We start from the raw sequence: 20,511 nt of genomic DNA, 5'->3' as shown, positions 1-20,511 counted from the left end.
GAAAGGGAATCGTCCCAGAGTATGGTCAGCCCAGCGGCGCCGGACAACCGACCTTTGCTCGGCATATCATTCCCTTTTTTCATGCCGCGAGTCCGCTCATGCAACGCCGCCACCTGCCGTCCATCACCGCCATGCAGTGCTTCGAGGCGGTCGCGCGTCATCTGAGCTTCACCCGCGCGGCCGACGAACTGGCGCTGACCCAGAGCGCCGTCAGCAAACAGGTCGCCCAGCTCGAGGACCTGCTGCAGCACAGCCTGTTTCGCCGGGTCCGCCGCCGCCTGCAGCTCACGCCCGCGGGTGCCCTCTATCTGGCCGAGGTGGACAAGATCCTCAACCAGCTGGAGATGTCGGCACGCTACCTGAGGTCCTATGGTGGCGAGACCGAGGTGCTGCGCGTGGCCACGCCGCCGACCTTTGGCGAGCGCTGGCTGGTGCCGCGGCTCAAGGGATGGCGCCTGCGCTTTCCCAACATCCACCTGGATGTCTCCAGCGCGCTGGAACCGGTAGACTTCCGCGACCCCCGCCATGACGTGGCGCTGTTCTACGGCCACGGCAGCTGGCCGGGCGCCGAGTGCGAATTGCTGCTGCACGAGCACATGGTCGCGGTCTGCGCGCCGGACCTGCTGCCCGCCGAGGGTATCGCCGGACCGGAGCAACTGGTGGACTTCGTCTTGCTGCAGAACACTACTCGCCCGGAATCCTGGCACGACTGGTACGCCAGCCTCGGGCGGGATGAAGTGCACAGCCACCACGGCCCGCGCTTCGACACCTTCACCCTCTGCGCCCGCGCGGCCCAGGAAGGCTGCGGGGTGGCCCTGCTCCCGGAATTCCTGGTCGCCGAAGAACTGGCTTCCGGTCGCCTGGTGCTGGCCTGGCCCCATCGCCTGGCCAGCACCCATGCCTACTGGCTGGCCTATCCGGAACAGATGGCCGAGGTGCCCAAGGTGCGCAGCTTTATCGAGTGGATCCGCGAGAAGGCCTAGCGCCCGCAGGTTGCGGCCGAGCACAGTTAAGCCCGACAGTCCCCGGCTCCACGCCGCCTTCAGGCCGGTGGACACCGGCGTGCGTTGTGTTGGGCTTCGCTGCGCCCAACCCAACCGGCCACCTGTGTTCACCAGCCATAAAAAAACCCGGCCGAGGCCGGGTTTTTTCTAGCAGGGGTCGTCTCAGACGCCGGAGGCTTCCGCCGCCGCCACGTCCTTGATCGACAGCTTGATGCGGCCGCGGTTGTCCACGTCCAGCACCAGCACCTTCACTTCCTGACCTTCCTTGAGGACATCGGTGACCTTCTCGATGCGCTGATCGCTCAGCTGCGAGATGTGCACCAGGCCGTCCTTGCCGGGCAGGATGCTGACGAAGGCGCCGAAGTCGACGATGCGCTCCACCTTGCCAACGTAGATCTTGCCGATCTCGGCCTCGGCAGTGATGCCCAGGACGCGTTGCTTGGCCGCTTCAGCGGCTTCGCGAGTCTCGCCGTAGATCTTGATGGTGCCGTCGTCTTCGATGTCGATCGACGCCTTGGTCTCTTCGCAGATACCACGGATGGTGGCGCCACCCTTGCCGATCACGTCGCGGATCTTGTCCTGGTCGATCTTCATCGCCAGCATGGTCGGGGCGTTTTCGGAAAGCTCGGCACGCGACTCGGAGATCACCTGGTTCATCTGACCCAGGATGTTCAGGCGCGCTTCCAGCGCCTGTTCCAGGGCGATCTCCATGATCTCTTCGGTGATGCCGTTGATCTTGATGTCCATCTGCAGGGCGGTGACGCCCTTGGCAGTACCGGCCACCTTGAAGTCCATGTCGCCCAGGTGATCTTCGTCACCCAGGATGTCGGTCAGGACCGCGAACTTCTCGCCTTCCTTGACCAGACCCATGGCGATACCGGCAACCGGGGCCTTGACCGGCACACCGGCGTCCATCAGCGCCAGAGAGGCACCGCAGACCGAGGCCATGGAGCTGGAGCCGTTGGACTCGGTGATCTCGGAGACCACGCGGATGCTGTAGGGGAAGGCGTCCTGGGTCGGCAGCATGGCCTGGATGCCACGACGGGCCAGACGACCGTGACCGATCTCGCGACGGCCCGGGCTGCCCATGCGGCCGCACTCGCCGACCGAGAAGGGCGGGAAGTTGTAGTGCAGCATGAAGCTGTCACGACGCTCGCCTTCCAAGGTGTCCAGCAGCTGCGAGTCACGGGCGGTACCCAGGGTCGCGGTGACCAGGGCCTGGGTTTCGCCACGGGTGAACAGTGCCGAACCGTGGGTCTTCTTCAGCGGACCGACTTCGATCTGCAGCGGGCGCACGGTGCGGGTGTCGCGACCGTCGATACGCGGCTTGCCGTCGACGATGTTCTGGCGCACGGTGCGGTATTCCAGCAGACCGAAGGTCTCCTTGACCTCGGCTTCGCTGTACTGGCCGTTTTCACCGGCCAGCTTGGCGATGGCCTGGTCACGCAGGGCGCCCAGGGCCGCATAGCGATCCTGCTTGATGGTGATGGTGTAGGCACGGGACACGGCATCGCCGACTTCGGCCTTGACGGCTTCGATCAGGGCGGTGTTCTCGGCAGGCGCCTGCCAGTTCCAGGTCGGCTTGCCGGCTTCGGCAGCGAACTGGCTGATGGCCTCGATGGCCACCTGGAATTCTTCGTGGGCGAACAGCACGCCGCCCAGCATCTGGTCTTCGGTCAGCTCGTCGGCTTCGGATTCCACCATCAGCACGGCGTCACGGGTACCGGCCACGACCATGTCCAGGCTGGAGCTCTGCAGCTGCTCGTAGCTGGGGTTCAGCAGGTAGCCCAGTTCGCTGTGGTAGCCCACGCGGGCGGCGGCGATCGGACCGGCGAAGGGAATGCCGGAAATGGCCAGGGCGGCGGAGGTGCCGATCATGGCGGCGATGTCCGGATCGGACTTCTTGTTGGTGCTGACCACGGTGCAGACCACCTGGACTTCGTTGAGGAAGCCTTCGGGGAACAGCGGACGGATCGGACGATCGATCAGGCGCGAGGTCAGGGTTTCCTTCTCGGAAGGACGGCCTTCACGCTTGAAGTAACCACCGGGGATGCGGCCAGCGGCGTAGGTCTTCTCCTGGTAGTGCACGGACAGCGGGAAGAAGTCCTTGCCGACGGCGGGCTGCTTGGCACCGACCACGGTGACCAGCACGCTGACGTCATCGGTGGAGACCAGCACGGCACCGGTCGCCTGGCGCGCGATGCGGCCGGTTTCCAGGGTGAAGTTCTGCTCACCGAACTTGAATTGCTTGATTACTGGATTCACAGTCTTTCCTTCTCTTTATTGCCTTGGGGGAAACAGGGGCGACCAGAGGGATTCGGACCCTCGCTGATCTCCGGGGTGACGCAGGCCGATTCTGCCGGCCTTTCAAGCAAAAAAGCCGGAGGCCGGCGCGAGCCGACCTCCAGCTTCAGACTGCTTGCAGCAGGTCTGCATCGTATTAACGACGCAGGCCCAGGCGAGCGATCAGTGCGCTGTAACGAGAGGTGTCTTTGGACTTCAGGTAGTCCAGCAGCTTACGACGCTGGTTGACCATGCGGATCAGACCACGACGGCTGTGGTGATCCTTGCCGTTGATCTTGAAGTGACCTTGCAGCTTGTCGATGTTGGCGGACAGCAGGGCAACCTGCACTTCCGGCGAACCGGTGTCGCCTTCGGCGCGCTTGAACTCGTTTACGATCTGGGCTTTGTCTTCAACGCTCAGTGCCATGATAGGGCTCCTCTGAGGAACAGGCCGGGATAGGTCCCGTGCTTAGGAAAGAGGTGTGACCGTGCCTGCTGACAGCCACCCTCGGTATCGGTCTAGGACCGAATCAGTCTACGGGGGGCAACCTGCCCCTCGTCATCAATCTCGCCGATGCCGATGAAACGACCCTGGTCGTCCTGCACCCGCATCAAGCCGAATTTCGGTGCATTGGCCGCCCGGACGGGCTGACCGTGCAACCAGTAGTAGGCGCTGTGCTGAGTCAACTGCACCAGCGGCCAGTGCTCCAGGCCACTGTCGACCGGCAGCAGGAAGCGATCCAGCGCTGCGGAACCGCCTTCGGCGTGCACGGCCTCCAGCTCTTCCAGGCTGATGGCCTGCGCCAGACCGAAGGGACCGGCCTGCGTACGGCGCAACTCGGCCACATGGGCACCGCAGCCGAGCAGGGCGCCGAGGTCTTCGACCAGGGTGCGCACATAGGTACCTTTGCTGCAGGCCACTTCCAGCGTCGCGCGATCTTCCTGCAACGCCAGCAGTTCCAGCCGGGCAATAGTAACAGAACGCGGCTCGCGCTCCACTACTTCGCCCGCACGCGCCAGCTTGTAGAGCGGCTGACCATCGCGCTTCAGCGCCGAATACATCGGCGGAATCTGCTCTATCTGGCCACGGAAGGCCGGTAGCGCCGCCTGGATGGCCGCTTCGTCGACCGCGACCGCCCGTCGCTCCAGCACCTCACCCTCGGCATCGCCGGTGGTGGTGGTGACGCCAAGTTGCGCCACGGTGCTGTAGCCCTTGTCGGCATCCAGCAGGTACTGGGAAAACTTGGTCGCCTCGCCAAAGCACAGCGGCAGTACGCCGGTGGCCAGGGGATCCAGGCTACCGGTGTGCCCGGCCTTCTCGGCATTGAGCAGCCAGCGGACCTTTTGCAGGGCGGCGTTGGAGGAGAAGCCGCGCGGCTTGTCCAGCACCAGCACGCCATGCACCTGCCGGCGAATACGCTTGACCTGGGCCACCCTACTCCTCCCCTTCCTGCCGACGGTCTTCGGCGACCGCCCGCTCGATCAGCGCCGACAGCTGGGCGCCGCGACGGATGCTCTCGTCATACTGGAAACCCAGTTGCGGAACGGTCCGCAGCTTCATCGCCCGACCCAACTGCTGCCGCAGGAAGCCGGAGGCATCCTTGAGGATAGCGATGTTCTGCTTGATCGCCTCTGGGTCATCGTCCTTGCCCAGCACGGTGATGTGCACCTTGGCATGGGACAGATCCCGGGCTACGTCCACGCCGGTGATGGTCACCATACCCAGCCGTGGATCTTTGATTTCGCGATGGATCAACAGCGCCAGTTCGCGCTGTATCTGATCACCGATACGCTGGGTACGGCTGAATTCTTTGGCCATGTCGAAACTCTCGTACAAAAGGCCGCAGACGTCAGGCCTGCCAGCCATGAACCTTGGAAACGCGAACGGCAAGTCCGGACCTGGCAGGGTTCTGCCAGGTCCGCGACCTGCCGTCCTGGTGCAGAGTCGTCGTTACAGCGAACGGGCGACCTGAACCTTCTCGAACACTTCGATCTTGTCGCCGACGCGGACGTCGTTGTAGCTCTTCACGCCGATACCGCATTCCATGCCGGCACGCACTTCGGCCACGTCATCCTTGAAGCGACGCAGGGATTCCAGCTCGCCTTCGAAGATGACCACGTCTTCGCGCAGGACGCGGATCGGACGGTTGCGGTGCACCATGCCCTCGGTGACCATGCAGCCGGCGACGGCGCCGAACTTGGGCGAACGGAAGACGTCACGCACCTCGGCGATACCCAGGATGTTCTCCCGGACGTCACTGCCCAGCATGCCGGTCAGCGCCTTCTTCACATCTTCGATGATGTCGTAGATGACGTTGTAGTAGCGCATGTCGAGGCCTTCCTGCTCGACGATCTTCCGCGCCCCGGCATCGGCCCGGACGTTGAAGCCGAACAGCACGGCATTGGAGGCCAGCGCCAGGTTGGCATCGCTCTCGGTGATACCACCGACGCCACCGCCGACCACACGCACCTGGACTTCGTCGTTGCCCAGACCGGACAGCGAACCCTGCAGCGCCTCGAGGGAGCCACGCACATCGGACTTGAGCACGATGTTGAGGGTCTTCTTCTCGTCCTGGCCCATGTTCTCGAAGATGTTCTCGAGCTTGCCGGCGTGAGCACGGGCCAGCTTGATCTCGCGGAACTTGCCCTGACGGAACAGCGCCACTTCGCGGGCCTTCTTCTCGTCGGTCAGCACGGTGAGTTCGTCACCGGCATCCGGGGTGCCGTCCAGGCCGAGAATCTCGACCGGGATGGACGGGCCGGCTTCCTTGATCGGCTTGCCGTTCTCGTCGAGCATGGCACGGATGCGGCCGAAGTTGACGCCGACCAGCGCCATGTCGCCCTGGCGCAGGGTACCGTTCTGTACCAGCACGGTAGCGACCGGACCACGACCCTTGTCCAGGCGCGATTCGATGACCACACCGCGACCGGGTGCTTCCGGCGTAGCGGTCAGCTCCAGGACTTCGGCCTGCAGCAGGATGGCTTCGAGCAGCTCGTCCACGCCGGTACCGGCCTTGGCCGAGACGTGCACGAACTGGGTATCGCCGCCCCACTCTTCCGGGATGACCTGGCGACCGGCAAGATCGTGCTTGACGCGATCCGGATCGGCATCGGGCTTGTCGATCTTGTTGACCGCCACGACGATGGGGACACCCGCCGCCTTGGCGTGCTGGATGGCTTCCTCGGTCTGCGGCATGACGCCGTCATCGGCCGCGACGACCAGGATGACGATGTCGGTGGCCTTGGCACCCCGGGCACGCATCGCGGTGAACGCGGCGTGACCAGGGGTATCCAGGAAGGTCACCATGCCACGCTCGGTTTCCACGTGGTAGGCACCGATGTGCTGGGTGATGCCACCGGCTTCGCCCGACGCGACCTTGGCGCGACGGATGTAGTCCAGCAGCGAGGTCTTGCCGTGGTCGACGTGACCCATGACGGTCACCACCGGCGCACGGTGCAGGGCCTTGCCACCCTCGAACTTGAGGGACTCGGCCAGCTGGTCTTCCAGGGCGTTCTCGTTGACCAGCTTGACCTTGTGGCCCAGCTCTTCGGCCACCAGCTGCGCCGTCTCGCGGTCGAGCACCTGGTTGATGGTGGCGGGAGACCCCATCTTGAACATGAACTTGATGACTTCGGCGGCCTTCACCGACATCTGCTGAGCAAGCTCAGAGACGGTGATGGTCTCACCTAGATTGACTTCGCGCACTACAGGTCCTGTCGGGCTCTGGAACCCGTGTTGGTTTCGCTTCTTGAGTCGCGATTTGCCACCGCGACCGCCACGCCGGCCAAAGCCCTCTTCCTCGTCGTCGCCACTGCGCACGGTACGAGGAGCTGCGACCTTGTCCTTGATCGACGGGCGATGCTGGGCATTCTTGCGCTCACGACGCTCGTCTTCTTCGCGCTTGCTGCTCGGGGCAGGATGCACGGGACGACGCGGTTCTTCGCGCTTGCGCTCACCAGCCGGATCGGCCTTCTTGACCTCGGCGGCAGGCGCGGCAGCGGGTTGCTGCTCGGCCACCACGGCCGGGGCTTCCGGCGCGGCAGGGGCTGCAGCCTCGGCGGGGACCGCCTGCTGCGCGGCCTGAGCCGCGGCTTCGGCCTGCTGCTGGGCAGCGGCCTCGGCAGCGCGCTGGGCTTCTTCCTCGGCACGTGCCTGGATAGCGGCCTCTTCGGCGGCACGCTGGGCTTCCTGCTCGCGGCGCTGTTCGGCCTCGAGTTCAGCGGTGCTGCGCTTGACGAAGGTCTTCTTCTTGCGCACTTCGACGCTGACTGTCTTGCTGCCGGCCACTTTCAGCGTGGTCTGGGTCTTGCGCTGCAGGGTGATCTTGCTTGGCTCGTCGAGCTGCGCCGTCCCCTTCAGGTGCGTCAGCAGGGCCTGCTTTTCCGCATCGCTCACCAACTGCTCAGCACTGCTGTGCGTCAGACCTGCCTCGCGCATCTGCTGTAGCAGACGTTCCACCGGCGTATTGACCGTTTGGGCCAGTTCTTTCACCGTGACTTGCGTCATGCACTTCTCTCCTCAGACTGCGCCGCTTACTCGAACCAATGGGCACGGGCAGCCATGATCAGCTTGCCGGCACGCTCTTCGGTCATGCCGTTGATGTCGAGCAGGTCGTCGATCGACTGCTCGGCGAGCTCTTCGCGATTGACCACACCACGCTGGGCCAGCGCGCTGGCGAGCTGGGGATCCATGCCGTCGAGGGTCAGCAGATCTTCGCTGGGGCTCTTCTGTTCTTCGGTCGCGATGGCCCGGGTAAGCAGGCGATCCTTGGCCCGGGTACGCAGCTCGTTGACGATGTCTTCGTCGAAGCCATCAATGTTGAGCATCTCTTCCATGGGCACATAGGCCACTTCCTCGAGGGAGGTGAAGCCTTCTTCCACCAGCACCTGAGCCAGCTCCTCGTCGACATCCAGCTCGTCGATGAAGCGCTGGATGATGTCGCCGGTCTCCGCCTGCTGCTTGGCGTTGATGTCCGCCTCGGTCATCACGTTAAGCGTCCAGCCGGTCAGCTGACTGGCCAGGCGCACGTTCTGACCGCCACGACCGATGGCCTGGGCCAGGTTGTCCTCGGCGACGGCGATATCCATGGTACGGCTGTCTTCGTCGACGATGATCGAAGCGACTTCGGCCGGGGCCATGGCGTTGATGACGAACTGCGCAGGGTTGTCGTCCCAGAGGACGATGTCGACCCGCTCGCCACCCAGTTCACCGGACACCGCCTGGACGCGCGAACCGCGCATGCCGATGCAGGCACCCTGGGGATCGATGCGCTTGTCCTTGGAACGGACGGCGATCTTGGCCCGCGAGCCCGGATCCCGGGCAGCCGCCATGACATCGATCAGTTGTTCGGAAATTTCCGGTACTTCGATGCGGAACAGCTCGATCAGCATCTGCGGATCGGTACGCGACAGCATCAGCTGCGGACCGCGGTTTTCCGTACGGATTTCCTTGAGCAGGGCACGCAGACGCACGCCCATGCGGAAGGTCTCGCGGGGAATGATGTGCTCGCGCGGCAGCAGCGCCTCGGCATTGTTGCCCAGGTCGACAATCACGCTGTCACGGGTGACCTTCTTGACGGTACCCGAGATGATCTCGCCGACCTTCTCGCGATAGGCGTCCACCACCTGAGCCCGCTCGGCCTCGCGCACCTTCTGCACGATCACCTGCTTGGCGGTCTGGGCGGCGATCCGACCGAACTCGATGGACTCGATCTTCTCTTCGATCACTTCACCGGCCTTGACGCCGGGATGCTCTTCCTGGGCGTCTTCCACCGTCAGATGCGAATCGGGCAACTGATAGTCTTGGTCTTCCACCACGGTCCAGCGGCGGAAGGTTTCGTAGCTGCCGTTGTGTCTGTTGATCGACACCCGCAGATCCACATCTTCTTCGTAGCGTTTCTTGGTAGCCGTGGCGAGAGCCAACTCCAGTGCCTCGAAGATGACGCCGGGTGGAACACCCTTCTCGTTCGAAACAGATTCCACTACCAGCAGAACTTCTTTGCTCATCTTACGCCTCGTATTCGCAATCCTTGGGATCCGCGGTCTCGCGCTCAAATCACTCGAAACGGGGAACGACGTTGGCCTTGTCGATCATCTCGATGGGCAGCAGATACTCATGCTCGTCCACCTGCACCACGACGTCCTGGTCTTCCACACCGCGCAGCAAACCCTGGAAATTACGCCGCCCTTCGAAGGGCGACCGAAGTTTGACCTTGACCTGTTCACCGGCATGGGCAGCGAATTGCTCCAGGGTGAACAGCGGTCTATCCATACCGGGGGAAGACACCTCAAGGGTGTATTCATTGGTGATCGGATCTTCCACATCGAGTACGCCACTTACCTGGCGACTGACAGCCTCGCAATCTTCGACGAGAATGCCGTTGGGATGATCGATGTAGACACGCAGTAGCGAATGCCGCCCTTGGGAGATGTACTCGACACCCCAGCAGACATAGCCAAGCGCCTCGACGACGGGGGCCAGCAAGGCCTGCAACTGTTCTAGCTTGCTCGACACCTGGTTGCCTCGCGTTTTTTGAGAATAAAAAATGGGCATTACGCCCATCCCTAAGAGGTCTGCGCAAGAAAGCGCGACCCGAACTGTCCAGCCAACAAAAAGCCCCTAAAAAGGGGCTTTAAATAACTGGTTGCGGGGGCTGGATTTGAACCAACGACCTTCGGGTTATGAGCCCGACGAGCTACCAGACTGCTCCACCCCGCGTCAAAGCTGGAGCGAGATTATATTCAACTCCACTACAGGAGTCAACCTACTCTCTCGCCGCGTCCTGCTGGACGTCTTTGCTATTTGGTGCCGAAGATGGGACTCGAACCCATACAGCCTATGGCCACTACCCCCTCAAGATAGCGTGTCTACCAATTCCACCACTTCGGCATGAAACCTTTAAACCTACTTGGAATCCTGGGGTACGTCCCCAGAAGTACCACCCTGGGCAGCGCGCGGCTGGCTCAGAGGAACATCGTTACCATCCTGCTTCGGCTGAGGAGCCTGCTGGACTGGCTGAGTGGGCAAGCCCACCTCACGCAGACCCAGCGCACGGTCTTTGGCGTAATACCCCAGACCCAGGCTAGTCGCGAAAAAAACCGCGGCTAGTATAGCAGTAAAACGACTCAGAAAGGTAGCGGAACCTTGACTACCAAACACGGTACCCGAGGCGCCCGCACCAAAGGATGCACCGGCTTCGGCACCCTTGCCCTGCTGCATCAATACCAGCACGATCAGGCCAAGCGCCATCAGCAAGTGGATCACAACTACTGCAGTTTCCAACATTATCCACGTCCTGCAGCGCGGCAAATCGCACTGAACTCTTCAGCATTCAGGGAGGCTCCACCCACCAGCCCCCCATCAATATCCGGCATGCCGAACAACTCGGCAGCACTGGCGGCCTTGACACTACCGCCATACAACAGCTGAAGGCCTTCAGCGACCCCAGCATCGGCTTCGCGCACCAGGGCGCGAATCGCCGCATGAACCTCTTGCGCCTGCTCCGGCGTTGCCGTGAGCCCCGTACCTATCGCCCAGACCGGCTCGTAGGCCACGACGGCATTGGCAAAAGCTGCCACTCCAACCGCCTCGATGACCGCCTTCAGCTGGCCACCTACCACGTCCAAAGTGCGCTCAGCCTCCCGCTCTTCACGGGTTTCGCCGACGCAGAGCACGGGAATCATCCCGCCCTCCTGAATGGCCGCGAATTTCTTCGCCACCACCGCATCATCCTCGCCCAGCAGCGCACGCCGCTCGGAGTGCCCCACCAGTACGTAACGGCAACCGAATTCTGCCAGCTGGGTCGAGGACACCTCGCCAGTCAGAGCCTTCTCGCCTGCGACGGAGGCGCAAGTCTGAGCCCCTACCATCAGCGACGTTGCCGCCAACGCTTCAGCCACCCCCGGCAGATGCACCAATGTCGGGATCACCACGACATCGACATCCGCTGCGCCATCCAACCCTTTCAAGCCTGCGACCAGCGCCGACACGCTTTGCAGCGAGCCATGCATTTTCCAGTTACCGGCAACCAGGGAACGACGCATGCGTTTTACCTCAGGGAGCGAAGTGGGCGCAGATGTTACTCAATCGAAAACAGGCATGCAAGCAAATCAAGCACATACCTCGCTTATCAGCTCAGCGAGGGCCTCGGCATGGGCGCGCACCTCGCGCTCGTTCTCGCCTTCGACCATGACGCGCAGCAGCGGCTCGGTACCGGATTTGCGCAGCAGCACCCGTCCCTTGCCGGCCATCTTCTCGGTGACCTCGGCACTGGCCTGCTTGACCCGCGGGTTCTCCAAGGGATCCTGGCCACCACCGAACCTCACGTTTATCAGCACCTGCGGGCACTTGCGCAGCGCCATGCGCGCCTGGGCCAGGGTCTGGCCGGCATTGCGCAGGGCGATGAGTACCTGCAGCGCGGCGATGGTGGCGTCGCCGGTGGTGGTGTACTGGCAGCAGACCACATGCCCTGAATTCTCGCCGCCCAGCACCCAGTTGCGCTCCAGCAGCTCGGCCATCACATAGCGATCGCCTACCTTGGCGCGCACGAAGGGAATATCCAGTTCGGCCAGCCCCAGTTCGAGACCGAGATTGCTCATCAGGGTACCGACCACCCCACCCTCGAGGCGACCACGACGCTTGAGATCGCGGGCGATCAGATAGAGCAGCTCATCGCCATCCACTGCCGCTCCGGTGTGATCCACCATCAGCACCCGATCACCGTCGCCATCGAAGGCGATGCCGATGTCGGCGTGCTGGTCGAGCACCGCCTGCTGCAGCCCCTCCAAATGGGTGGAACCGCAATCCTTGTTGATATTGAGGCCGTCCGGCTGCACCCCGAGCACGCTGACGTCCGCTCCAAGTTCACGGAAGACGCTGGGTGCGATCTTGTAGGTGGCGCCATTGGCGCAGTCCAGCACGATCTTCATACCGGCGAAACTGGTCCCGGTCGGCACGCTGCTCTTGCAGAACTCGATGTAACGACCCGCGGCATCGTTGATGCGCGAGACCTTGCCGATACGCGCCGAATCGACCACGGTCATGGGCGTGTCGAGCAGCTCCTCGATCATGGTTTCCAGCTCATCGGGCAGCTTGGTGCCGGCGCCGGAAAAGAACTTGATGCCATTGTCGTAGTAGGGATTGTGCGAAGCACTGATGACGATGCCGGCGCTGGCCTGGAAGGTCCGCGTCAGATAGGCGATACCCGGCGTCGGCATGGGACCCAGCAGCATGACGTCGGCACCGGCAGCGGAAAGTCCGGCTTCCAGTGCCGACTCGAACATGTAGCCGGAGTTGCGCGTGTCCTTGCCCACCAGCACCCGGCAACCGCCGCGACTGCGAAAGGCGATACCCGCCGCCCAGCCCAGCTTGAGCATGAACTCGGGGGTGATGGGATACGTCCCGACCTTGCCGCGAATACCATCGGTTCCAAAATACTTTCTTGCCATCAGTTCTGTTCCTGCCTGAAGCCTTCGACCGCGGTGATCATCTTCACCGCGTCCACCGTTTCCGCCACATCATGGACCCTGAGGATCTGCGCGCCCTTGGCCAGCGCCAGCGCCGCCAGGGCCAGGCCGCCTGCCAGGCGCCCCTCTACAGGTCGCCCGGTGACAGCGCCGATCATGCTCTTGCGAGAAACGCCCACCAGCAAGGGTAGCCCAAAGGCGAGCAACTCGGTTTGTCGTCTGAACAGCTCGAGGTTGTGTTCCAGGGTCTTGGCAAAGCCGTAGCCCGGATCCAGCACCAACCGTCCGCGGGAGATGCCGGCCGCTTCGCAACGGGCAATCTGCTCTGCGAGAAAGGCGCCGACCTCGCCGGCAACGTCAGCATAGACGGGCGCCTGCTGCATGGTGCCGGGCTCGCCCCGCATGTGCATCAGGCAGACCGCCAGATCGGTCGCGGCGGCAGCTTCGAGGGCGCCAGGCCGGCGCAGCGAACGGACGTCATTGATCAGACCGGCCCCTGCCTGAGCGCCCTCCCGCATGACTACCGGTGAGGAGGTATCCATGGAAATGACGACATCCAGCTCTCGGGCGATCGCCTCGACCACCGGCACGACACGCTCGAGTTCCTCCAGTTCGGACACCGGGGGCGCCCCTGGTCGCGTGGACTCTCCACCCACATCGATGATGGCAGCACCGGCCGCCATCATCGCCTCGGCATGGCGCAACGCGCTGTCAACAGCCGTATAGCGACCGCCGTCGGAGAAGGAATCGGGCGTCACGTTGAGGATGCCCATGACTTTGGGCGCGTCAAAAACAAGAACCCGATTGCCGCAAGGCAATCGGGTCGAAGGAAACGGATTGAACATGGGTGTTTCAGTGTTCTCCGGCCGGACCACCGATGGGCGCTTCAGGACGATCGCTACCGCTTTGCGGTGCCGGCGAATCACCGGTAGGACCGCCCCGGTCATGCCAGTCGCGCGGTTCACGCGGCACCTTGCCCGCCATGATGTCGTCGATCTGGTCCGAATCGATGGTCTCGTACTTCATCAGGGCATCGGACATGAGTTCGAGCTTGTCGCGATTCTCGTCCAGCAGCCGCTTGGCAGTGTTATAGCAGTCGTCGATGATCCGGCGAATCTCCAGATCGATCAGCTTGGCGGTCTCGCCCGACATGTTGCCGGCGCCACCACCACCCGAACGACCCAGGTAGCCTTCGTTCTCTTCCTCGCCATACAGCAGCGGACCGAGCTTCTCGGACAGGCCCCACTTGGTCACCATGTTTCGCGCCAGGGAGGTCGCTCGCATGATGTCGTTGGAGGCACCCGTGGTGACGCCTTCGAAGCCCAGGGTCATCTCTTCGGCGATACGGCCGCCGAACAGCGAACAGATCTGGCTTTCCAGGGCCCGCTTGGACAGGCTGTAGCGATCTTCCTCGGGCAGGAACATGGTCACGCCCAAAGCGCGACCACGGGGAATGATGGAAACCTTGTAGACCGGATCGTGCTCGGGCACCAGGCGGCCAACGATGGCATGACCCGCCTCGTGGTAAGCCGTGTTGCGCTTCTCCTTCTCGGACATGACCATGGTCTTGCGCTCGGCGCCCATCATGATCTTGTCCTTGGCCAGCTCGAACTCGCGCATGTCGACGGTACGCTTGTTGGAGCGAGCGGCGAACAGGGAGGCCTCGTTGACCAGGTTGGCGAGGTCGGCACCGGAGAAACCCGGGGTACCACGGGCGATGACGCCCGCATCAACGCGCTCGCCGATCGGCACCTTGCGCATGTGCACCTTGAGGATCTGCTCACGACCTCGGATATCCGGCAGACCGACCACGACCTGGCGATCAAAACGACCGGGGCGCAGCAGCGCGGGGTCCAGCACGTCAGGACGGTTGGTAGCGGCGATCACGATGATGCCATCGTTCATTTCGAAGCCGTCCATCTCGACCAGCAACTGGTTCAGGGTCTGTTCGCGCTCGTCGTGACCACCCCCCATGCCGTTTCCACGATGGCGACCGACCGCATCGATCTCGTCGATGAAGATGATGCAGGGCGCGTGCTTCTTGGCCTGGTCGAACATGTCACGGACACGGCTGGCGCCGACGCCGACGAACATCTCGACGAAGTCCGAACCGGAAATGGTGAAGAACGGCACCTTGGCCTCACCCGCCACGGCCTTGGCCAGCAGCGTCTTGCCGGTACCGGGCGAGCCGACCATCAGCACGCCACGGGGAATGCGTCCGCCGAGGCGCTGGAACTTGCCCGGATCACGCAGGAATTCGACCAGTTCAGTGACCTCTTCCTTGGCCTCGTCGCAACCGGCGACGTCGGCGAAGGTGGTCTTGACCTGATCTTCCGACAACAGCCGTGCCTTGCTCTTGCCAAAGCTCATGGGGCCGCCACGACCGCCGGCGCCTCCCTGCATCTGGCGCATGAAGAACATGAAGACCGCGATGATCACCAGGATCGGGAAGCTGGCCACCAGCAGTTGAGTCCAGATGCTCTGCTGCTCGGGCTGCTTGCCGGTGATGGTGACACTGTTGTTGACCAGATCGCCGATCAGGCCATTGTCCTGGATCGCCGGACGTATGGTCTTGAAGGGGTCGCCGTCACGATGCTTGCCGGTAATGACATAGCCATCCACGGTCACGCTCTCGATCTGCCCGTCCTTCACCTGCTGGATGAAGTCGGAGTAGTTGAGCGTCTGGGGTTCGTTGGGGCTGGAGAAATTGTTCATCACGGTGACGAGCACCGCGGCGATGATCAGCCACAGGATCAGATTCTTTGCCATGTCGTTCAATTGACTACCCTCTGCGCCGGTTTCGTGGGTAAACCGTTCGAAGCGAAACCGGCAGTGACCGGTAAGTTACTACACAAAGCCTGGCCCACGGCAGACATCGTCTGTAACGCTATATGAGTCTTCTGCCTTTGACTCTAGGGCAAGGCAGACGTTGCGGCCATCAATTCTCTCAATTGCCCCAAAAACCGCGACCCAATAGCTATTGCTGGCGCGATCTGGTCCTGCGACACGGAGAGTCCTGGATCAGCCCGCCGTACTCCGCTCGCTCATATGGGGGCCAGGAGGAAAATAACAAGGCCTCCCGGCGGGCACCTGGTATCCGGCCCTACGAACCGCCCAGACAGGTCACCCTGGTGGCTTGCTTGCAGCCGCAAGCCCATCCGCCACGGTCATGCCTCACCATGACCTGACGCCTGCACTCGTGGCGGTGCCCCTTGAGCCGGCGATGCCGGTTCTGTCGGGGGTCGCCGTCACATCGTCGCGTATCGCTGGGCGGCACCGGGCAGCTGGGATAAACTGTTCGGCTTTTATTCGGGGTGAATTATGGCGCTCAACAACGAGCTCAAAAAGCGGTTCAAGGCGATCGGTCATCAACTCAAGCCGGTGGTCACCATCAGCGAGAACGGCCTGAGCGAAGGCGTGCTGGGTGAACTCGACCGCGCGCTGAACGATCACGAACTGATCAAGATCAAGCTGGCCGTCACCGAGCGCGATGACCGCCGGGCCCTGATCGACGAGCTGTGCGCGTCGAGCAAGGCGGAGCTGGTGCAAGTCATCGGCAAGATGGCGCTGATCTATCGCAAGGCCCGCGAGCAGAATCGCAACCTGTCCAACGTGGTGCGCTACACCGCCTGATTGCCCGGCGCGCGCCCGGGAACGGGCTGCAGCACCAGGATCAGTCCGCAGAGCAGCAGGACCAGGTAGCCGGCCAGGGCGGTCGGCCCGGTCCAGAAGCGCGCAAGTTCGTTCTGCAACAGCACCGCCAGTGCACTGGCCAGCAGCAGCTGGCCGCGCAGGTCACGCCACAAGGCGCCCACCCCTGCCCACCACACCAGCACGACGATCTGGGTAAAGACCCCACCGCCTGCGGCACTGAGCATCATGCGCAGCAATTCCTCGCGTCCGGACTGGATCAGCAGCGGCGCCCAGCCCGCCTGGGCCAGCGCCACGGGGATGCACAGGTGCAGGGCGACCAGCGGGCCGACCCAGAACACCTGGGCCAGCTGCCAGGCGGCGGCGAGCAGCCTGGCGAGCCAACCGCCGGGGCGATGGTCAGACGTGACGGACGGCGACAATTTCGTATTCGACATTGCCACCCGGGGTCTTCACCAGCACCACGTCCCCTTCTTCCTTGCCGATCAGCGCACGCGCGATGGGCGAACCCACCGACAGCTTGCTCTGCTTGATATCCGCTTCGTCGTCACCGACGATCTGGTAGGTCACCGTCTCGTCGGTCTCGGTGTTGGCGATCTCCACGGTCGTGCCGAAGATCACCTTGCCGGTGTGCGGCAAGGCGGCCACATCGATCACCTGAGCGTTCTGCAGGCGCCCTTCGATATCGCGGATACGCGCCTCGACCATGCCCTGCTGCTCGCGGGCAGCGTGGTATTCGGCGTTCTCCTTGAGGTCACCCAGTTCACGCGCTTCGGCGATGGCCTGGGTGATCTGCGGACGCAGCTCAGTCTTGAGATGCTTGAGTTCGTCTTCTAGGGCGCGAGCGCCCTGGACGGTCATCGGGTACTTGGTCATGCCTTCACTCCTGCATGCAGATCTTGCAGACGGCGCACGGTCTTCTCGGCGCCGAATTTCAAAGCTTCGCAAATGGCCTGGCCGCCGGCAATGGTGGTGGTGCAGCAGAGCTTGTGCTGCAGCGCGTTGCGGCGGATCGAATAGGAATCGGCGATGGACTGCCGGCCTTCGGTGGTGTTGATGATCAGGGTGACCTCGTCGTTCTTGATCATGTCGACCACATGGGGACGGCCTTCGGTCACCTTGTTCACGCGACGCACCGGCAGACCGGCGGCCTCGATCACCCGCGCGGTACCGGCGGTGGCCACGACCTCGAAGCCCAGGCCGACCAGATCGCGGGCGACCTGCACGGCTTCGGGCTTGTCATCGTCACGCACGCTGATGAAGGCGCAACCGGAATTCGGCAGGATCTCGTTGGCACCCAGCTGGGCCTTGGCGAAGGCTTCGCCAAAGCTGTCGCCGACCCCCATGACCTCGCCGGTGGACTTCATCTCCGGGCCGAGGATGGGGTCGACGCCGGGGAACTTGTTGAAGGGGAACACCGCTTCCTTGACGCTGAAGAACGGCGGGATGATCTCCTGGGTGAAGCCCACCTCGGCCAGGGTCTTGCCGGCCATGACCCGGGCGGCCACCTTGGCCAGGGACTCGCCGATGCACTTGGAGACGAAGGGCACGGTACGGGAAGCGCGCGGATTGACCTCGATGACGTAGATGTCCTCGCCCTGCACGGCCATCTGCACGTTCATCAGACCGATCACGCCGAGCTCCAGGGCCATCTTCTTGACCTGCTCGCGGATCTCGTCCTGGATGTGCTTGGGCAGCGAATAGGGCGGCAGCGAACAGGCGGAGTCACCGGAGTGCACGCCGGCCTGTTCGATGTGCTGCATGATGGCGCCGATCACCACGGTCTTGCCGTCGCACACCGCATCCACGTCCACCTCGATGGCGCAGTTGAGGAAGTGGTCGAGCAGCACGGGGCTGTCGTTGGACACCTTCACCGCTTCGCGCATGTAGCGCTTGAGCTCTTCTTCCTGGTAGACGATTTCCATCGCCCGGCCGCCCAGCACGTAGGAGGGGCGCACCACCATCGGATAGCCGATGTTCTTGGACAGGGCCAGGGCCTCGTCTTCGCTGCGCGCGGTGGCGTTGGCCGGCTGACGCAGGTTCAGACGCTGCACCATCTGCTGGAAGCGCTCGCGGTCTTCGGCACGGTCGATGGCGTCTGGGCTGGTGCCGATGATGGGCACGCCGGCCTCTTCCAGGGCCCGGCAGAGCTTGAGCGGAGTCTGGCCGCCGTACTGGACGATGACGCCCTTGGGCTGCTCGACGCGGACGATCTCCAGCACGTCCTCCAGGGTCACCGGCTCGAAGAACAGGCGGTCGGAGGTGTCGTAGTCGGTGGAGACGGTTTCCGGGTTGCAGTTGACCATGATGGTCTCGTAGCCGTCTTCACGCATGGCCAGGGCCGCGTGCACGCAGCAGTAGTCGAACTCGATGCCCTGACCGATGCGGTTGGGACCACCGCCGAGGATCATGATCTTGTCGCGACCGCTGGGCTTGGCCTCGCACTCTTCCTCGTAGGTGGAATAGAGGTAGGCGGTGTCGGTGGCGAATTCGGCGGCGCAGGTGTCCACCCGCTTGTACACCGGCAGCACCTTGAGCTTGTGGCGATGGGCACGCAGGTTCTTCTCGGTGACGCCGAGCAGCTTGGCCAGGCGCGCATCGGAGAAGCCCTTGCGCTTGAGCTTGCGCATCAGGTCGTAGTCGAGGTCGGCCAGGCCCAGGGTCTTGATGCGCTCCTCGTCCTTGATCAGGTCTTCGATCTGCACCAGGAACCAGGGATCGATGCGCGTCAGCTCGAAGACCTTGTCCAGGCTGTAGCCCTGGCGGAAAGCATCGCCGATGTACCAGATGCGATCGGCACCGGGCACGGTCAGCTCGCGCTTGAGGGTGCTGTCGGCCTCGGGATCGGTCGGGTCCAGCTTGGGATCGAAGCCGACCACGCCCACTTCCAGACCACGCAGGGCTTTCTGCAGGGATTCCTGGAAGGTACGGCCGATGGACATGACCTCGCCCACGGACTTCATCTGGGTGGTCAGACGGGCGTCGGCCTTGGGGAATTTCTCGAAGGCGAAGCGCGGGATCTTGGTGACCACGTAGTCGATGGCCGGTTCGAAGGACGCCGGGGTACGACCGCCGGTAATGTCGTTCTGCAGCTCGTCCAGGGTGTAGCCGACCGCCAGCTTGGCGGCGATCTTGGCGATGGGGAAGCCGGTGGCCTTGGAGGCCAGCGCCGAGGAACGCGACACCCGCGGATTCATCTCGATCACCACCATGCGCCCGGTGTCCGGGCAGATGCCGAACTGGACGTTGGAGCCGCCGGTCTCAACACCGATCTCGCGCAGCACCGCCAGGGAGGCGTTGCGCAGGATCTGGTATTCCTTGTCGGTCAGCGTCTGGGCCGGCGCCACGGTGATGGAGTCGCCGGTGTGCACGCCCATGGGATCGAAGTTCTCGATGGAGCAGACGATGATGCAGTTGTCCTTCTTGTCACGGACCACCTCCATCTCGTATTCCTTCCAGCCGATCAGGGATTCGTCGATCAGCAGTTCGTTGGTCGGCGACAGGTCCAGACCGCGATTGCAGATCTCTTCGAATTCCTCCCGGTTGTAGGCGATGCCGCCACCGGTGCCGCCCATGGTGAAGGACGGGCGAATGATGCAGGGGAAGCCGACCTTCTCCAGCACGCCATAGGCTTCTTCCATGCTGTGGGCGATGCCCGAGACCGGGCAGGCCAGACCGATGTCCTTCATGGCCTTGTCGAAGCGCGAGCGATCCTCGGCCTTGTCGATGGTGTCGGCGTTGGCGCCGATCATCTCGACGCCAAACTTCGCCAGTACGCCATGCCGCTCCAGATCCAGGGCGCAGTTCAGCGCGGTCTGGCCACCCATGGTCGGCAGCAGGGCGTCGGGGCGCTCCTTCTCGATGATCTTGGCCACGGTGGCCCACTTGATCGGCTCGATGTAGGTGGCGTCGGCCATCGACGGGTCGGTCATGATGGTGGCCGGGTTGGAATTCACCAGGATGACGCGGAAGCCTTCCTCGCGCAGGGCCTTGCAGGCCTGGGCGCCGGAATAGTCGAATTCGCAGGCCTGGCCGATGACGATGGGGCCGGCCCCGAGGATCAGGATGCTCTTGATGTCTGTACGCTTAGGCATGGGCTTCTCGAATG

General features: G+C 63.2%; 17 protein-coding genes and 2 tRNA genes. 2 read left to right on the top strand and 17 right to left on the bottom strand.

Going from position 1 to position 20,511, the window contains the following annotated elements; translation table 11 throughout:
- Nucleotides 1-98: 98 nt before the first annotated feature.
- Nucleotides 99-983: a LysR substrate-binding domain-containing protein gene (locus PVZ77_RS13920; RefSeq protein WP_273806692.1), complete on the top strand. Its 885-nt coding sequence runs from the start codon at nucleotides 99-101 to the stop codon at nucleotides 981-983.
- Between the two features lie 183 nt (nucleotides 984-1,166).
- Here the strand turns inward: PVZ77_RS13920 and pnp are convergent, their stop codons facing one another.
- The 14 genes from pnp to ftsH form a co-directional block, all read right to left on the bottom strand.
- Entirely contained in the window at nucleotides 1,167-3,269 is a 2,103-nt protein-coding gene (pnp, locus tag PVZ77_RS13915; protein WP_133863050.1) for a polyribonucleotide nucleotidyltransferase, read from the bottom strand.
- 175 nt (nucleotides 3,270-3,444) lie between these two features.
- Nucleotides 3,445-3,714: a 30S ribosomal protein S15 gene (gene rpsO, locus PVZ77_RS13910; protein WP_133863049.1), complete on the bottom strand. Its 270-nt coding sequence runs from the start codon at nucleotides 3,712-3,714 to the stop codon at nucleotides 3,445-3,447.
- Between the two features lie 92 nt (nucleotides 3,715-3,806).
- On the bottom strand, nucleotides 3,807-4,721 hold the full coding sequence (gene truB / locus PVZ77_RS13905; RefSeq protein WP_158893775.1) for a tRNA pseudouridine(55) synthase TruB: 915 nt from the start codon (nucleotides 4,719-4,721) through the stop codon (nucleotides 3,807-3,809).
- A gap of 1 nt (nucleotide 4,722) precedes the next feature.
- Nucleotides 4,723-5,106 (bottom strand): 30S ribosome-binding factor RbfA, encoded by a 384-nt coding sequence (gene rbfA / locus PVZ77_RS13900; protein ID WP_273806693.1) that lies wholly within the window; start codon nucleotides 5,104-5,106, stop codon nucleotides 4,723-4,725.
- Between the two features lie 132 nt (nucleotides 5,107-5,238).
- Nucleotides 5,239-7,794 carry a translation initiation factor IF-2 gene (infB, locus tag PVZ77_RS13895; RefSeq protein WP_273806694.1) on the bottom strand — a complete coding sequence of 852 codons (2,556 nt, stop codon included), beginning with the start codon at nucleotides 7,792-7,794 and terminating at the stop codon, nucleotides 5,239-5,241.
- Between the two features lie 26 nt (nucleotides 7,795-7,820).
- Entirely contained in the window at nucleotides 7,821-9,293 is a 1,473-nt protein-coding gene (gene nusA, locus PVZ77_RS13890) for a transcription termination factor NusA (RefSeq protein WP_017640621.1), read from the bottom strand.
- Nucleotides 9,294-9,342: 49 nt separating this feature from the next.
- Nucleotides 9,343-9,801 carry a ribosome maturation factor RimP gene (rimP, locus tag PVZ77_RS13885; RefSeq protein ID WP_007162650.1) on the bottom strand — a complete coding sequence of 153 codons (459 nt, stop codon included), beginning with the start codon at nucleotides 9,799-9,801 and terminating at the stop codon, nucleotides 9,343-9,345.
- 127 nt (nucleotides 9,802-9,928) lie between these two features.
- Nucleotides 9,929-10,005, bottom strand: a tRNA-Met gene (locus tag PVZ77_RS13880).
- A gap of 85 nt (nucleotides 10,006-10,090) precedes the next feature.
- Nucleotides 10,091-10,176, bottom strand: a tRNA-Leu gene (locus tag PVZ77_RS13875).
- A 15-nt stretch (nucleotides 10,177-10,191) separates the two neighbouring features.
- Nucleotides 10,192-10,572 carry a preprotein translocase subunit SecG gene (gene secG, locus PVZ77_RS13870; RefSeq protein WP_273806695.1) on the bottom strand — a complete coding sequence of 127 codons (381 nt, stop codon included), beginning with the start codon at nucleotides 10,570-10,572 and terminating at the stop codon, nucleotides 10,192-10,194.
- Nucleotides 10,572-11,330 carry a triose-phosphate isomerase gene (gene tpiA / locus PVZ77_RS13865; protein WP_273806696.1) on the bottom strand — a complete coding sequence of 253 codons (759 nt, stop codon included), beginning with the start codon at nucleotides 11,328-11,330 and terminating at the stop codon, nucleotides 10,572-10,574. The genes secG and tpiA overlap by 1 nt, the downstream gene beginning before the upstream one ends.
- A 66-nt stretch (nucleotides 11,331-11,396) precedes the next feature.
- A complete protein-coding gene (gene glmM / locus PVZ77_RS13860) occupies nucleotides 11,397-12,734 on the bottom strand; it encodes a phosphoglucosamine mutase (RefSeq protein WP_158893783.1) in 1,338 nt (445 codons plus the stop codon).
- Nucleotides 12,734-13,597: a dihydropteroate synthase gene (gene folP / locus PVZ77_RS13855; RefSeq protein ID WP_273806697.1), complete on the bottom strand. Its 864-nt coding sequence runs from the start codon at nucleotides 13,595-13,597 to the stop codon at nucleotides 12,734-12,736. The genes glmM and folP overlap by 1 nt, the downstream gene beginning before the upstream one ends.
- Nucleotides 13,598-13,604: 7 nt before the next feature.
- The gene (gene ftsH / locus PVZ77_RS13850; protein WP_273806698.1) at nucleotides 13,605-15,521 is read right to left on the bottom strand and encodes an ATP-dependent zinc metalloprotease FtsH; all 1,917 of its coding nucleotides are present in this window, start codon (nucleotides 15,519-15,521) and stop codon (nucleotides 13,605-13,607) included.
- 552 nt (nucleotides 15,522-16,073) lie between these two features.
- On the opposite strand from ftsH, the gene PVZ77_RS13845 reads away from it, so the two are divergent.
- Entirely contained in the window at nucleotides 16,074-16,385 is a 312-nt protein-coding gene (locus PVZ77_RS13845) for a YhbY family RNA-binding protein (protein ID WP_133863039.1), read from the top strand.
- Here the strand turns inward: PVZ77_RS13845 and PVZ77_RS13840 are convergent.
- Genes PVZ77_RS13840 through carB form a run of 3 tightly spaced genes read right to left on the bottom strand, consistent with a single transcriptional unit; the run spans nucleotide 16,373 to nucleotide 20,497 of the window.
- Nucleotides 16,373-16,825: a hypothetical protein gene (locus tag PVZ77_RS13840; RefSeq protein ID WP_273806699.1), complete on the bottom strand. Its 453-nt coding sequence runs from the start codon at nucleotides 16,823-16,825 to the stop codon at nucleotides 16,373-16,375. The two genes, PVZ77_RS13845 and PVZ77_RS13840, sit on opposite strands and share 13 nt — an antisense overlap.
- Nucleotides 16,803-17,279, bottom strand: coding sequence for a transcription elongation factor GreA (gene greA, locus PVZ77_RS13835; RefSeq protein WP_183634022.1), 477 nt, complete (start codon nucleotides 17,277-17,279; stop codon nucleotides 16,803-16,805). The genes PVZ77_RS13840 and greA overlap by 23 nt, the downstream gene beginning before the upstream one ends.
- Nucleotides 17,276-20,497: a carbamoyl-phosphate synthase large subunit gene (gene carB / locus PVZ77_RS13830; RefSeq protein WP_133863036.1), complete on the bottom strand. Its 3,222-nt coding sequence runs from the start codon at nucleotides 20,495-20,497 to the stop codon at nucleotides 17,276-17,278. Before carB ends, greA begins: the two co-directional genes overlap by 4 nt.
- Nucleotides 20,498-20,511: the final 14 nt, after the last annotated feature.

Origin of the sequence: Pseudomonas sp. SHLD1, from assembly GCF_028640935.1 — a bacterium.
GTDB classification, from domain to species: domain Bacteria; phylum Pseudomonadota; class Gammaproteobacteria; order Pseudomonadales; family Pseudomonadaceae; genus Chryseomonas; species Chryseomonas aestiva.
Note: the sequence above shows the minus strand (reverse complement) of the source record. Positions and strands in the feature narration are given on the sequence as shown.